Source organism: Aeromicrobium sp. JJY06 (genome assembly GCF_044069275.1).
Classification (GTDB): domain Bacteria; phylum Actinomycetota; class Actinomycetes; order Propionibacteriales; family Nocardioidaceae; genus Aeromicrobium; species Aeromicrobium tamlense.
On sequence record NZ_JBIMRD010000001.1, the window covers coordinates 423651 to 437155 of the forward strand.

Genomic DNA, 13505 nt, shown 5'->3' on the forward strand with positions numbered 1-13505 from the left:
TTTGCCCGAAGGTGATCCACCCGTGACCCACGACGCGATCGTCATCGGCGCGGGCCCGAACGGCCTCGTCGCCGCCAACCACCTGATCGACGCCGGCTGGTCGGTCCTGGTGCTCGAGGAGCAGCCCGAGATCGGCGGGGCGGTCCGCAGCGACCGGTCCGTGCACCCCGACTTCGTCCACGACACGTTCAGCACCTTCTACCCGCTGGCCGCCGCCTCGCGCACGATCCAGGGCTTCCGTCTGGAGGAGCACGGGCTCCGCTGGACCCACGCGCCCGCCGTGCTCGGCCACCCCACGCCCTACGGCGACTGGGCGATCCTGCACCGCGACCGCACCATCACCGCCGCCCTCATGGAGGAGCAGCAGCCCGGAGACGGCGAGGCCTGGCTCGAGCTCTGCGCCGCGTGGGACGAGATCGGCGACGCCCTCATCACCTCGCTGCTGACACCGTTCCCGCCGGTCCGCGGCGGCGTCTCGACGCTCGCGAAGCTGCGTCGCGTCGGCGGCCTCGACTTCGTCAAGACGCTGCTCAGCCCAGTCGTCGACCTGGCGGACGTCCGATTCACGGGCTCCTCCCCCGGACTGCTCCTCGCGGGCAACGCCGGGCACGCGGACATCCCGCTCGACGCGCCGGGCTCGGGCCTGATGGGCCTCATGATGACGATGCTCGGCCAGACCGTGGGCTTCCCCGTTCCGGAGGGCGGCGCCGGGATGCTCACCCGCGCGATGGCCAGCCGGCTCGAGTCGCTGGGCGGCCAGATCGAGACCTCCACCCGGGTCGCCCACGTCGAGGTCGTCGACGGGCGCGCGGTGGGCGTCCGCACCGCCGACGGCGAGCGCCACGAGGCCCGCCGGGCGGTGATCGCCGACGTCATCGCCACCCAGCTCTACGGCGACCTGCTCGCCCCGTCCGACGTCCCCGCCAAGATCCACGAGCGGATGCAGGGCTTCCGCCTCGACCCCGGCACCGTGAAGGTGGACTGGGCGCTCGACGGTCCGATCCCGTGGGCCAGCCGGCCCCCGCACGACCCCGGCACGTTCCACGTGGCCGACTCGCGGCTTGAGATGAACGTGGCGCTCCAGCAGGTGCACGCGGGCCACGTGCCCGCGCAGCCCTTCATGCTGGCCGGCCAGATGAGCACGACCGACCCCACCCGCTCCCCCGCCGGCACCGAGTCGGTGTGGGCCTACACGCACGTCCCGCAGAAGACCGTGGCCGACGCGGGCGACGGCTCGGTGCGCGGCACCTGGGACGCCGCCGACGCCGAGCGCTTCGCCGACCGCATGCAGGCGCGGATCGAGCGGCTGGCGCCCGGCTTCGGCTCGCGCGTGATCGCCCGTCGCGTGCTGGGACCACGCGAGCTCGAGGCCCGCAACGCCAACCTCGTCGGCGGCGCCATCAACGGCGGCACGTCACAGCTGCAACAGGAGCTGTTCTTCCGCCCCATCCCGGGGCTCGGCCGGTCGGAGACGCCCGTCCGCGGCCTCTACCTCGGGTCGGCCTCGGCCCACCCCGGCGGCGGCGTGCACGGCGCGCCCGGCATGAACGCGGCGCGCGCCGCCCTGGCCCACCACCGGGTGGACGGCGTGCTCGAGCCCGTGCGCGGCGTCGCCCGCCGGGCGCTGCGCCGCTGACTCAGCGCAGACCGGCGAAGAGGTCGTCCTCGGGCAGCTGCGTGTCGACGAACGACTTCACGAGCTCGTAGTCCTCGGTGGGCCAGGCCTCGGCCTGGACCTCTCGCGGGACCGCGAACCAGAAGCCGTTCGGGTCGATCTGGGTGGCGTGCGCGATGAGCGCCCGGTCGCGCACCTCGAAGTACTCCGAGCAGGGCACGCGCGTGGTGAGGCGCTTCTCGTGCTCGGGGTCGATCTCGCGCGTCTCGAGCCAGTCCTTGTACGGCGACTCGAGGCCGTGACGCTCCATCGCGGCGTTGATCGCCTCGATGCGCGCCCGCGACCAGCCGTGGTGGTAGTAGAGCTTCTGCACCTGCCACGGCTCGCCGAGGTCGGGGTAGCGCTCGGGGTCGGCCGCGGCCTCGAAGGCGTAGATGCTGACCTCGTGGCACTTGATGTGGTCGGGGTGCGGGTAGCCGCCGTTCTCGTCGTACGTGGTGAGCACGTGCGGGCGGAACGAGCGGATGAGCCGCACGAGCGGCGCGGCCGCCTCCTCGATCGGGACGAGCGCGAAGCAGCCCTCCTCGAGCGGGGGCTTGGGGTTGCCCTCGGGCCAGCCGGAGTCGACGAAGCCGAGCCAGTCCTGGGCGATGCCGAGGATCTCGCGCGCCTTGTCCATCTCCTCGCGGCGGATCTCGGCGATGAGGTCGGGGTTCTCGAGGATCCCCGGGTGCTCGAACGCCGGGTTGAGGATCGACCCGCGCTCGCCACCGGTGCAGGTGGCCACGTGGACGTCGACCCCCTCGGCCACGTACTTGGCGGTGGACGCGGCGCCCTTGCTCGACTCGTCGTCGGGATGGGCGTGCACGTGCATCAGACGCAGGGTGCCGGCTTCGGCGTTCTCGACCACGTGCCCCAGTCTTTCACGCCCCTGAGACACTGGTAGTCGTGACCGACCTGGAAGCGCGATACGGACGCCACCGCCGCACGACCCCCCGCTGGCTGTGGCCCGTCGTCGCCACCATCGGCATCTCGATCGGCGTCGCCTGGGCGGCATGGGCTTCCTGGTCCGACGTCCCCGCGCACCAGGCCCGGGTCCACTCCTACGAGGTCCTCGACGACCGCACCACCAAGGTCGATCTCGAGATCTTCTACGACGAGCCCGTGGCGCTGACGTGCCGCGTCTTCGCCCAGAGCCAGGACAAGGTCGTCGTCGGCGAGCGCACGATCGAGGTCCCGGCGTCATCGAAGTCGCAGACCCGGGTGGTCGCGGAGATCCGCACCGAGCGCCGTGCCGTCACGGCCGTCTTGGACTCCTGCGACGCGGCCTGATGCTGTAGACTCGGAATTTCACCCCGGGAGGTCCCGGGGTGTCGTACGTAGTGAGGAGCACGCCATGTCGACTGAGACCGAGACCATCTGGGTCACCCAGGAGGCCTACGACCGACTCGTCGCCGAGCTCAACCGCCTCAAGAACGAGGTCCTGCCCGACATCACGCAGAAGATCGCCAACGCCCGCGAGGAGGGCGACCTGCGCGAGAACGGCGGGTACCACGCCGCTCGCGAGGAGCAGGGCAAGACCGATGCGCAGATCCGTCAGCTGGAGGATCGCCTCCGCCGCGCCGAGGTCGGCGAGGCGCCGGCCGACGACGGCAAGGTCGAGGCGGGCATGAAGGTCACGATCCGCTTCCAGGGCGACACCGAGACCGAGACGTTCCTGCTGGGCTCGCGCGAGCTGCTCAGCCTGGACTCCAGCGTCGACCTGGACATCTACTCGCCCACCTCGCCGCTCGGCTCGGCGATCGTGGACAAGTTCGCCGGCGACACGGTCTCCTACGAGGCCCCGAACGGCAAGACGATCACCGTGGAGATCCTCGAGGCCAAGCCCTACTGATCCCGCGTGCCACCGCTCGGTGGCTGCGAGCGCCCGTCACCTCCGGTGGCGGGCGCTCGTGCGTGCGGGCTCAGATCGGGTCGTAGCCGAGCTCCACGAGACGGCGCCAGACGTCGGCGCGGTGCTCGGGACCGCGGGTGGCGACCTGCAGGGCGACCTCGACCTCGCGCACGCCGAGGGCCTCGGAGCCGCGGTCGTGGTGCACGTTCAGGATGTTGACGTCCATCTCGGCCAGCGCGGTGAGCAGGCGCATCAGCTCGCCGGGACGGTCGGAGATGCGCACGCGGAACATGAGGAAGCGGCCGCCGGACGCGAGGCCGTGGCGGATCACCTCGAGCAGCAGCAGCGCGTCGATGTTGCCGCCGGACAGCACGGGCACGATGGGTCCCTCGAACCGGTCGGGGTGCTCCAGCAGCGCCGCCACGCCCACCGCGCCGGCGGGCTCGACGAGCAGCTTGGCCCGCTCGAGCAGGCCGATCAGCGCCTGGCTCATCGACTCCTCGGAGACCGTGACGACCTCGTCGACGTGGTCGCGGATCAGTCCGAAGGGCACCTCGCCGGGGCGGGCCACGGCGATGCCGTCGGCCATCGTGGCGCCGAGGTCGGCCTCGACGGGCATGCCCTCGGCGAGCGAGTCGGGGTAGGCCGCGGCGGCCTCGGCCTGCACGCCGACGACCGTGATGTCGGGGCGCTCGGTCTTGACCAGACCGATGCCGGCCGCGAGCCCGCCACCGCCGAGCGGCACGAGGATCGTGGCGACCTCGGGCAGCTGCTCGATGATCTCGAGGCCCACGGTGGCCTGGCCCGCGACGATGTCGGGGTGGTCGAACGGGTGGATCAGGGTGGCCCCGGTCCGCTCGGCGAACTCCGAGGCCGCGACGAGCGCCTCGGTGACGCCCGAGCCGTGGAAGCGGATGTCGGCACCGTAGCCACGCGTGGCCGCGACCTTGGGCAGGGCCGCGCCGTGCGGCATGAAGATCGTGGCGTCGGCGCCGAGCTGCGCCGCCGCGAGGGCGACGCCCTGCGCGTGGTTGCCGGCGCTGGCTGCGACGACGCCGCGGGAGCGCTCCTCGTCGGACAGCCGGGCGATCCGGGTGTAGGCGCCGCGGATCTTGAACGACCCCGCGCGCTGCAGGTTCTCGCACTTGAACCGGACGTCGCGCCCGGTCAGGGCGTGCAGCCAGCGGGAGTGCGTCAGCGGCGTGACCTCGCTGACTCCGTCGAGCAGCTCGCGCGCCGCGCGCGCATCGTCGAGATCCACACGTCCACCCTAGGCCGTGGCCGGCGGTGGCTCGCCGAGGTCGCGGGACTCCTCCCCCAGCACCCCGTCGGTGTCGGGTGGCTCCCCGTTCGCGAGGTGCCGGACCACGCTGTTCAGGCAGGCCGCGAACGGCACCGAGAGCAGCGCGCCGACCACGCCGGCGACGACGAGGCCCGTGGCGATCGCCAGCAGGATGGCCAGCGGGTGCAGGGCGACGATCGCGCCCATGAGGAACGGCTGGAGGACGTGCGACTCGAGCTGCTGGACCGCGATCACGCCCGCGAGCATGAGCAGTGCGGTGACCGGTCCCTGGGCGACGAGCGCCACGAGGACGGCGACCATGCCCGACACGAGCGCACCGACGATGGGCACGAACGCGCCGAGGAACACCAGGACGCCGATGGCCGCCGCGAGCGGGACCTGCAGGATCAGCGCGACGCCGGCGATGCCGATCGCGTCGACCAGCGCGACGAGGACCGTGGCCCGGACGAACGCGGTGAGCGAGCCCCACGCCGCGCGGCCCGAGGAGGCCACGCGCGGCTGCGCGGCGCGCGGCCAGAGCGCCACCACCCACGACCAGATGCGGCCGCCCTCGTAGAGGAAGAAGAACAGCGCGAACAGCGCGATGAAGAACCCGGTGACGAAGTGGCCGATCTGGGTGCCGACCTCGGTGGCCTGGTTGACCACCGACGAGTCGCTGGAGGAGATCGCGGACTGCACCCGGTCGACCCAGTCGGCCAGCTGCCGGTCGGAGAGGCCGAGCGGCCCGGTGCGCGCCCAGTCCTGCAGCTGGGCGATGCCCTCGACGACGCTGTCGCGCAGGTCGTCGAACTGCGTCGAGAGCTGCTGCCCGACCAGGCCGAGCATGCCCACCAGCGCGAGCACCAGCCCCAGCACGACGGCGAGCGAGGCCACGAGCCGCGGCACCCGGTGCCGCACGAGCCAGTCGACGCCGCCGATCGTCAGCGCGGCCAGCAGGATCGCGACGGCGATGGGGATGGTGACCTCGGAGAAGTGCCCCAGGCCCAGTGCCAGGACGTACAGCGCGGCGCCGATGACGACGATGCGCCAGGCCCAGGCTGCGGCGATCTCGATGCCGATGGGAACCTCGTACCGCCCGGCACCGCGCGGCGTCTCGTTGCTCACGCATCGAGGCTACGGGAACACTCCGACGCCGCACGGTGTTGACGACGACACAGGAGGTCCCATGCGATTCGGATTCGACAAGACGACGCTGCCCACGGCCGACACGGCCCTGCCCGGCCGCGACATCCGCCCCTTCGAGGTCGGCGACCGCCACCTCGTCACGGGCAACCCCATCGAGACGGACGGCCCCGAGGGCTTCGGCGTCGCGGTCTTCGGCCTCGGCTGCTTCTGGGGTGAGGAGAAGACGTTCTGGGAGCAGCCCGGCGTCTGGTCGACCTCGGTCGGCTACGCCGGCGGTCACACGCCCAACCCCACCTACGAGGAGGTGTGCACCGGACGCACCGGTCACGCCGAGGTCGTGAAGGTCGTCTTCGACCCCTCGGTCACCAGCTACGCCGACCTGCTCAAGGTGTTCTGGGAGAACCACGACCCCACGCAGGGCATGCGGCAGGGCAACGATAGCGGCTCGCAGTACCGGTCGATTCTGCTCACGACCACGCCCGAGCAGCAGGCCGAGGCAGAGGCGTCCCGCGACGCCTACCAGAAGCAGATGACCGCCCACGGGTACGGACAGATCACCACGCAGATCCGTCCGCTCGAGGACTACTGGTACGCCGAGGAGGGCCACCAGCAGTACCTCGTGAAGAACCCGTACGGCTACTGCCCGCTGCACGCCACCGGCGTCTCGTACGCCTGAGGCCGGACCGGTGATGGATCTAGTCAACCACCGGAATTGACGTTCACCAACGTGCCAGAACGGATGTGCGTAGGCTTCAGGCGACTGACTGGAGGTCCCGTACATGAGTGAGCCGCTGCCCCTGCGGAAAGTAATCGAGAAGATCAACGACGGCGCGATCCGCATTCCCGGGTTCCAGCGCAAGTTTGTCTGGGAGCCGATCCGGGCCGCTCTCCTCATGGACAGCATCTACAAGGGTTACCCGTTCGGCTCGGTACTCCTCTGGCGGACCCGGACGGAGCTGAAGACCGAAAAGATGGTGGGCGGCTTCGAGCTGCCAGATCCGGAGAAGGATTACCCCATCGACTACGTCCTCGACGGGCAGCAGCGGTTGACGTCAATCTTCGCAACGTTCCAGACTTCGCTCCCGGCACCAGCTGAGGACCCGGAATCTTGGCTGCCGATTTACTATGATTTTTCAGCACAGGAGGATGCGCAGGACTCCCGCTTCTTAGCCTTGCAAGAGGCCGAGGTGGACACCGACAAACACTTTCCGCTGCGGACGTTCTTCGACCCTGTGACTTTCTCCAGGGCAGTCGCAAACCTCCCCGAAGCGCGCAATGTGGAAATCGTCAGCGTGCAAGAGAAGTTCAAAGAGGCGCTCATCCCTGCGGAGACGTTCGAGACCGAGGATCGAACGCGCGTCGCAATCGTGTTCGAGCGCGTCAACCGGATGGGCGTAGAACTTGACATGTTCGAACTCCTAACTGCATGGACATGGAGTGAGGAATTCGACCTTCAGAACAGGTTCGCCGACTTGGCGGAGGAGTTCGCCGACTTCGGGTTTGGCGAGGTGGGCGCCGACAACGACTTGATGCTGCGCTGCTGTGCGGCCATTCTCAAGGGCGACCCGGCGCCCTCGGCGATGATCGACATTAACGGAAGCGAAGTCCGCCAAGATTTCGACAAAGTCGAAGAGGCATTGCGCTTGGCCATCGACTTCCTGCGGACCAATCTGCAGGTGCGCCACCTCAAGTTTCTTCCCTACAGTGCTCAGTTGATTCCTCTCGCAACATACTTTTCCATTGATCAGAGCAAGTCGACGCCGGCGTCGGACGTCGAGGTGTTGCTGCGCTGGTTCTGGCGTTCAACCTTCGCTCATCGGTACAGCGGTAACCCTGGCCGCAATATCAAGCACGATGTCGAACAGGCGGCGGCGCTCCGAAGCGGAAAACAGTCAACCCTCGATCAGATCAGTGCGACGGTTGGTCCAGATTTCTTCCTCGACAACAGCTTCAGCGCCCGCACGGTTGCGTCGAAAGCGCTGATTCTCATGCTCGCCGGCAACTCGCCGCGAAGTTTCCTCTCCGGGTCCCCCGTAAATCTTGACATCGTACTCTCGGAACCCAACCGCAAAGAGTTCCACCACTGCATGCCGAAAGCCTGGTTGAAGAAGAACCACGAATCGATCCCCGAAACGAGACAGAACTCGCTCGCCAACTTTGCAATCATCAGCCGTTCCGAGAATCGTGAGATCGGCGGAAAGGCACCGTCTGAGTACCGCGCCAAGATGCCGAGTTCAATCGCCGCGATCGAGTCGAGTGCGTTCCTGCCCGACAGCTTGTGGTCCGACGACCCGAAGGCGTTCTTCCCCGACCGAGCAAGTCTTCTTGCGTCGCGTGCCGAGGAGTTGATCGCATGAGAATTGATCGCTCTTCTGAGATGGATCAGCAGTACCTCGTGAAGAACCCGTACGGCTACTGCCCGCTGCACGCCACCGGCGTCTCGTACGCCTGAGGCCGGACCGGTGATCCTGCGTCGCTGGCGGGGCGCCGTGCGCCCCGAGGACGTCGAGGCCTACCTGGCGCACCAGAGCGCCACGGGGGTGCGCGCCTACCGCGCCACCCCCGGGAACCTCGGCGTCCTCGTCCTGCGCCGGCCCGTCGGCGACCTGGTCGAGGTCGTCACGCTCTCGCTGTGGGAGTCGATGGACGACGTGCGGGGCTTCGCCGGCGCCGAGCCCGGGGTCGCCGTGTTCTACCCCGGTGACGACGACCTGCTCGTCGAGAAGGACGCCCATGTCGACCACCACGAGGTCACCGAGGCCGAGCTGGACGCCGGCCTCCTCGGCCGGTTCGCGGGCTGACGTGGGCTGGAGCCGCGCCGAGCTGGAGTCGTTCGCCGGCAGCACGATCCCGGACCTGATGCCCGACGAGCCGCGCCTGCTGTTCGTCGGCATCAACCCCGGCCTGGTCAGCGCCGCCACGGGGCTGCACTTCGCGCGGCGCGGGAACCGCTTCTACCCGGCGCTCGTGCGGGCCGGCCTCGTGGACTCAGACGACCCCGCCGAGGCCGTCGGCCAGCTGCGCGAGCGTGGCGTCGGCATCACCAACCTCGTCGCGCGCGCCTCCGCCCGCGCCGACGAGCTGGAGCCCGCGGAGCTGGTCGAGGGCCGCGAGCGGCTGGTCTCGCTCGTGCGCGAGCGCGCACCGCGGGTGGTGGCGGTCGCGGGCATCACGTCCTACCGCACCGCGTTCGGGCACCGCGCCGCGAAGCCGGGGCGCCAGCCCGACGACCTCGCGGGTGCCCAGGTCTGGGTGGTGCCGAACCCGAGCGGCCTCAACGCCCACGAGACCGTCGAGTCCCTGGCGCGCGCCTACCGCGAGGTGGCGCGGGCGGCAGGACTCCTCGACGACTGAGCTTCCGTCCTCACTCGGACGACGGGTAGATCCCGTTGTTGCAGATGCTGTAGCGCAGCCCGTTCGGGGTGACCGCTCGCAGGTCCGGGACCGCGAACGTCGTGGACCCGTTCCCGCCGAAGTAGGTGCCGAGGAGCGAAAACAGCGCCTGGTACTGCGAGATCGGCAGGATCCGGCCATCGGCGGGCACTCCCCGCCAGCCCACGCCCAGCACGACCGTGCCGACCGTGCAGTCGTAGTCGTCGCGGAACGCGCGGGCGGAGCCCTGCCACTGGTTGAACTCGCCGGACAGCAGCGAGTTCCCAGCCGGGCCCTGGATGCCCTGAGGACCTTGCGGGCCCGCCGGACCCTCGGCGCCGGCCGCGCCCGTGGCGCCGGCCTCACCGTCGGCGCCGGCCTCGCCCGTGGCCCCCATCTCACCCTGCTCGCCCGTCTCGCCCTTGTCGCCCCGGTCGCCCTTCGCGCCTGCGGCCGCGACGAGGATCCAGTCCGCCGGGGAGGTCGCGGGGTCCGCGGCGATCGAGGAGCGCGCGGCCACGTACGTGCTGCCGCCGCGGGTCACCACCGCCGCTGGAGGACCGGCGCTGTAGGTCGTCGAGGCGCTCCAGGACGACACCGCGCTCCACGGGACGAGGCCGTCGTCGCCTCGATCCCCCTTGGCGCCGGTGGCGCCGGTCGCGCCGGTTTCGCCGTCATCGCCCTTCTCGCCCTTGGCACCCGCGGCACCGTCGTCACCCTTGTCGCCCTTGGCACCCGCGGCACCGTTGTCGCCCTTGGCACCCGTCGCACCCGCGGCGCCGTCGTCGCCCTTGTCGCCCTTCTCGCCCTTCTCGCCCTTCTCGCCCTTGGCGCCGTTCGACCCAGCGGCACCGTCGACGCCGTCCTCACCGTCGGCGCCGTCCTCACCGTCGGCGCCGTCCTCGCCGTTCGCTCCGGACGCGCCCTTCGCGCCAGGCGCGCCAGCCGCGCCAGCGGATCCATCGGCGCCGTCGAGACCGTCCTGCCCGTCCTCACCGTTCGAGCCGTCCTCGCCATCGGCGTCGACCCCGCCGTCGGCGGCCTGCGGCTCGCCCTGCCACGTGACCGGCACGAGGTCGTCGGCGCAGGTCCCGGAGTCGGAGAGGTACAGCGAGCCGGCGGACACATCCATGCAGCCGTACATCGGCGAGCTCACCGGCACCGCGTCATTGCTCGTCGCCGTCGTCACGGCGAGCGCGGAGCCCGCCCCGACCACCGCCGACGCCGCTCCGCAGGCCAACACCATCCGCAAGGAGCTCAGCATCCTCGCCCTCCACTCGCTCGACCGGGCACGGCACGCCCGATCGGTTCGGGGCCTGAACGGATGTTACCGACGATGTGTCGGATGCGTGTGGGGTTGACGAAGATGACGGTGTGACATGGTCGGTCGTCGGCCGCCCCCGATGTCCGCGACGGCGTCTAGCGTGACCGGCATGGACCAACGCATCAGTCTCATCACTCTCGGCGTCGCCCACCTCGAACGGTCGCGCGCCTTCTACGAGGACGGCCTCGGGTTCTCGAAGGACAACGACGAGGACGGCATCGCGTTCTACCAGTTGCCCGGGATGATCCTGGCGCTGTGGACGCGCGCCGGGCTGGCGGAGGACCCCCGCGTCGAGGACACCGGAGCCACGTTCAGCGGGATCACGCTGGCCCAGAACGTCGGCTCACGCGACGAGGTCGACACCGTGATCGAGCAGGCCCGCGCGGCCGGCGCCACGGTGCTCAAACCGGCCGAGCCCACCGAGTGGGGCGGCTACTCCGGCTACGTCGCCGACCCCGACGGCCACCCGTGGGAGATCGCGCACAACCCGTTCTGGACCGTGCACGCCGACGGCCGCACCACCCTGAGGTGAGCCGGCGTCAGTGCGCCACGGGGCAGCCCGTGGGCACCTCGGCCGGACCGTCGTCGTCGGCCAGCGCCTCGGGCCCACGCGAAGGCGTCCGACGGGTCAGCGTCACCTCGAAGCCCTTCGGCACGATCGTGAGGCGCTCGTCGATCCGCAGCTCGTAGTCGGGGTCGGCCGCGATGTCGTAGCGGTGCAGCAGCCGCGCGAGGACGAGGATCGCCTCGTGCAGCGCGAACTGGCGCCCGATGCAGGCCCGGTCGCCCGTGCCGAACGGCTTGTAGACGTTCTTCATCCGGCCCTTGGAGTTCTCGGGCAGGAAGCGGTCGGGATCGAACTCGTCCGCCGTCGGCCCCCAGGCCACGGGGTCGCGGTGCATCATCGGCAGCACGATGATCGCCCAGTCGTCGGGCGTCATCACGGCCTCGTGGTCGGTGCCCGCCGCGATCGTGGTGGTCTCGCGCGGCGAGCGCGCGAACGCGGGCGCCGTGGGCCACAGGCGCAGGCCCTCGTCGAGACAGCGGCGCAGGTAGCGGAACCGCGGCACCTGCTCGAACGTCGGCTCGGCGTCCGGGTCGTCGCCGAGCAGCGCGTCGGTCTCGGCCTGGGCCTTCGCCAGCAGCTCGGGGTGGCGCGAGAGGTAGTAGAGGACGAAGCTCAACGCCCCCGAGGTGGTCTCGTGGCCCGCCACGAGGAACGTCAGGATCTGCTCGCGGATGTTCTGGTCGTCCAGCCGCACCCCGGTCTCGGGGTGCGCCTCGTAGAGCATCCGGTCGAGCAGGTCGTCGCGTCGCTCGCCGGTCGCGCGGCGGTCGCGCACCATCTCGTCGACGAGGTCGTCCACGTAGGCGCGGTGCTCCGCGTTCGCCTCGTCGATCCGCTTGGCGATGCGCTTGCCGCCCGGGATCGAGTCGAGCGACGACTTCTGCATGCCCGTCATCAGTGCGGCGATCATGGCGTCGACGAACGGGTGTCGCTCGCGCGACGTGAACGATCCGAAGTCGCGGCTGAACGCGCAGCGGCTGATCGTCTCCATCGTCAGCTTGGTCATGTCGGCGGTGACGTCGATCGGTCCGTCGATCCCGTCCCAGACCGCGAGCATCTCGGCAGCCGTCTCGAGCATCGTGTCGTGGTAGCCGCGCATCGCCGCCTTGGAGAACGCGGGCATCAGCACGCCGTGCGCCGTGTCCCAGTTGGGCTCGTGGTCGAACGCGGTGAACAGGGCGTCGCCGACGAACTCGCGCAGCGCCACCAGGGCCGGCGGCAGGTTCTTGTGGAAGCGGGTCTCGTCGCACATCTCGGCGGCCAGCTCGGCACCGGTGACGAAGACGAACTTCTGGCTGAACACGCGCACCTCGAACAGCGGACCGAGGTCCTTGCCGACGCGCATGACGTTGGCCAACGGCGTGCCCGTGCGCATCGTCAGGGCGTCGTAGGCGACGGGGCGGCGACCGGGCGGGTGCGGCAGGCGCTGGCCACCCCACGCGTTCTTGACGGTGAAGACGCTCACAGTCCCGCCTTCCCCGCGAATCGGGCCACGAGCCGCTGGTAGTGCGGACCCGCCACCCGCGACACGACGTCGATCACGCGGGCGTCGGCGCCGATGAGCACCCGCGCCTTGCCCTTCTCGACGCCGCGCAGGATCACCTCGGCGGCGCGCTCGGGCGTGGTGCGGGCGACGCGGTCGAATGACGAGGCCAGGTCGTCGTGGTCGAGCCCGTCCACCTGGCCGGCGTTGCGAGCGACATTGGTCCTGATGCCGCCGGGGTGCACGCACGTGACCTTGACCGGCCGACCGCGCGCCACCATCTCCATCCGCAGGGCCTCGGTGAAGCCGCGGACGGCGAACTTGGCCGCGTTGTAGGCACCCTGCGTGGGCACCGAGATGATGCCGAAGACGCTCGAGATGTTGACGACGTGACCGTCGCCGGACGCGATGAGGTGCGGCAGGAACGCCTTCGAGCCGTTCACGACACCCCAGTAGTCCACGTCCATGACGCGCTCGAGGTGCTTGAAGTCCATCGCCTCGATGTCGCCGGTGAACGCGATGCCCGCGTTGTTGTAGACCTGATGGATCACGCCGAAGTGCGCGGCGACCTCGTCGGCGTAGGCCAGCACCCGCTCACGCTCCGAGACGTCGAGATGATCGGCGCGGACGTCGGCGCCCGCGGCCTCGAGCATCCCTCGCGTCTCGGCCAATCCCGCGGCGTCCACGTCGCTGACGGCCACGCGGGCTCCCCGCTGCGCGAGTGCGACCGCGAGGGCTCGTCCGATGCCCGATCCCGCGCCGGTGACGACGGCGACCTTGCCTGTGAAGTACGTCATACCCACCTCCGGATACCGACAGTA

15 protein-coding genes are annotated in these 13505 nt (G+C 70.2%); 9 read left to right on the forward strand and 6 right to left on the reverse strand.

Annotation, left to right across the window (positions count from 1 at the left end):
* Window positions 1-22: 22 nt before the first annotated feature.
* Window positions 23-1636, forward strand: coding sequence for a phytoene desaturase family protein (locus tag ACGWYL_RS02180; RefSeq protein ID WP_395486309.1), 1614 nt, complete (start codon window positions 23-25; stop codon window positions 1634-1636).
* A gap of 1 nt (window position 1637) precedes the next feature.
* On the opposite strand, the gene mca is transcribed toward ACGWYL_RS02180, so the two are convergent.
* Entirely contained in the window at window positions 1638-2489 is an 852-nt protein-coding gene (gene mca, locus ACGWYL_RS02185; protein ID WP_395487230.1) for a mycothiol conjugate amidase Mca, read from the reverse strand.
* A 74-nt stretch (window positions 2490-2563) separates the two neighbouring features.
* On the opposite strand from mca, the gene ACGWYL_RS02190 reads away from it, so the two are divergent.
* Together ACGWYL_RS02190 and greA are read left to right on the forward strand one after the other, a co-directional pair.
* Window positions 2564-2947: a DUF4307 domain-containing protein gene (locus tag ACGWYL_RS02190; protein ID WP_179423188.1), complete on the forward strand. Its 384-nt coding sequence runs from the start codon at window positions 2564-2566 to the stop codon at window positions 2945-2947.
* Between the two features lie 64 nt (window positions 2948-3011).
* Entirely contained in the window at window positions 3012-3509 is a 498-nt protein-coding gene (gene greA, locus ACGWYL_RS02195) for a transcription elongation factor GreA (RefSeq protein ID WP_179423186.1), read from the forward strand.
* Between the two features lie 70 nt (window positions 3510-3579).
* Here greA and ilvA read toward each other — a convergent pair whose 3' ends face one another.
* Together ilvA and ACGWYL_RS02205 are read right to left on the reverse strand one after the other, a co-directional pair.
* The gene (gene ilvA, locus ACGWYL_RS02200; protein WP_395486310.1) at window positions 3580-4770 is read right to left on the reverse strand and encodes a threonine ammonia-lyase; all 1191 of its coding nucleotides are present in this window, start codon (window positions 4768-4770) and stop codon (window positions 3580-3582) included.
* Between the two features lie 9 nt (window positions 4771-4779).
* Window positions 4780-5916 (reverse strand): AI-2E family transporter, encoded by a 1137-nt coding sequence (locus tag ACGWYL_RS02205; RefSeq protein WP_269303382.1) that lies wholly within the window; start codon window positions 5914-5916, stop codon window positions 4780-4782.
* Between the two features lie 61 nt (window positions 5917-5977).
* Between ACGWYL_RS02205 and msrA the strand changes: the two genes are divergently transcribed.
* The 4 genes from msrA (at window position 5978) to ACGWYL_RS02225 (ending at window position 9291) form a co-directional block, all read left to right on the forward strand.
* Entirely contained in the window at window positions 5978-6613 is a 636-nt protein-coding gene (gene msrA, locus ACGWYL_RS02210; protein WP_395486311.1) for a peptide-methionine (S)-S-oxide reductase MsrA, read from the forward strand.
* A 103-nt stretch (window positions 6614-6716) separates the two neighbouring features.
* Window positions 6717-8294: a DUF262 domain-containing protein gene (locus ACGWYL_RS02215; RefSeq protein WP_395486312.1), complete on the forward strand. Its 1578-nt coding sequence runs from the start codon at window positions 6717-6719 to the stop codon at window positions 8292-8294.
* A 105-nt stretch (window positions 8295-8399) separates the two neighbouring features.
* Complete coding sequence (locus tag ACGWYL_RS02220) at window positions 8400-8738, forward strand: hypothetical protein (protein ID WP_395486313.1); 339 nt, start codon at window positions 8400-8402, stop codon at window positions 8736-8738.
* A 1-nt stretch (window position 8739) separates the two neighbouring features.
* Complete coding sequence (locus ACGWYL_RS02225) at window positions 8740-9291, forward strand: mismatch-specific DNA-glycosylase (RefSeq protein WP_395486314.1); 552 nt, start codon at window positions 8740-8742, stop codon at window positions 9289-9291.
* A 10-nt stretch (window positions 9292-9301) separates the two neighbouring features.
* Here ACGWYL_RS02225 and ACGWYL_RS02230 read toward each other — a convergent pair whose 3' ends face one another.
* Entirely contained in the window at window positions 9302-10441 is a 1140-nt protein-coding gene (locus ACGWYL_RS02230) for a tail fiber protein (RefSeq protein ID WP_395486315.1), read from the reverse strand.
* On the opposite strand from ACGWYL_RS02230, the gene ACGWYL_RS02235 reads away from it, so the two are divergent.
* Together ACGWYL_RS02235 and ACGWYL_RS02240 are read left to right on the forward strand one after the other, a co-directional pair.
* Window positions 10440-10670: a hypothetical protein gene (locus ACGWYL_RS02235; protein WP_395486316.1), complete on the forward strand. Its 231-nt coding sequence runs from the start codon at window positions 10440-10442 to the stop codon at window positions 10668-10670. The genes ACGWYL_RS02230 and ACGWYL_RS02235 overlap by 2 nt on opposite strands.
* 72 nt (window positions 10671-10742) lie before the next feature.
* Window positions 10743-11165, forward strand: coding sequence for a VOC family protein (locus ACGWYL_RS02240; protein ID WP_395486317.1), 423 nt, complete (start codon window positions 10743-10745; stop codon window positions 11163-11165).
* Window positions 11166-11172: 7 nt separating this feature from the next.
* On the opposite strand, the gene ACGWYL_RS02245 is transcribed toward ACGWYL_RS02240, so the two are convergent.
* Both ACGWYL_RS02245 and ACGWYL_RS02250 read right to left on the reverse strand, forming a co-directional pair.
* On the reverse strand, window positions 11173-12666 hold the full coding sequence (locus ACGWYL_RS02245) for a cytochrome P450 (protein WP_395486318.1): 1494 nt from the start codon (window positions 12664-12666) through the stop codon (window positions 11173-11175).
* Window positions 12663-13481 (reverse strand): SDR family NAD(P)-dependent oxidoreductase, encoded by an 819-nt coding sequence (locus ACGWYL_RS02250; protein WP_395486319.1) that lies wholly within the window; start codon window positions 13479-13481, stop codon window positions 12663-12665. Before ACGWYL_RS02250 ends, ACGWYL_RS02245 begins: the two co-directional genes overlap by 4 nt.
* Between the last annotated feature and the right edge of the window lie 24 nt (window positions 13482-13505).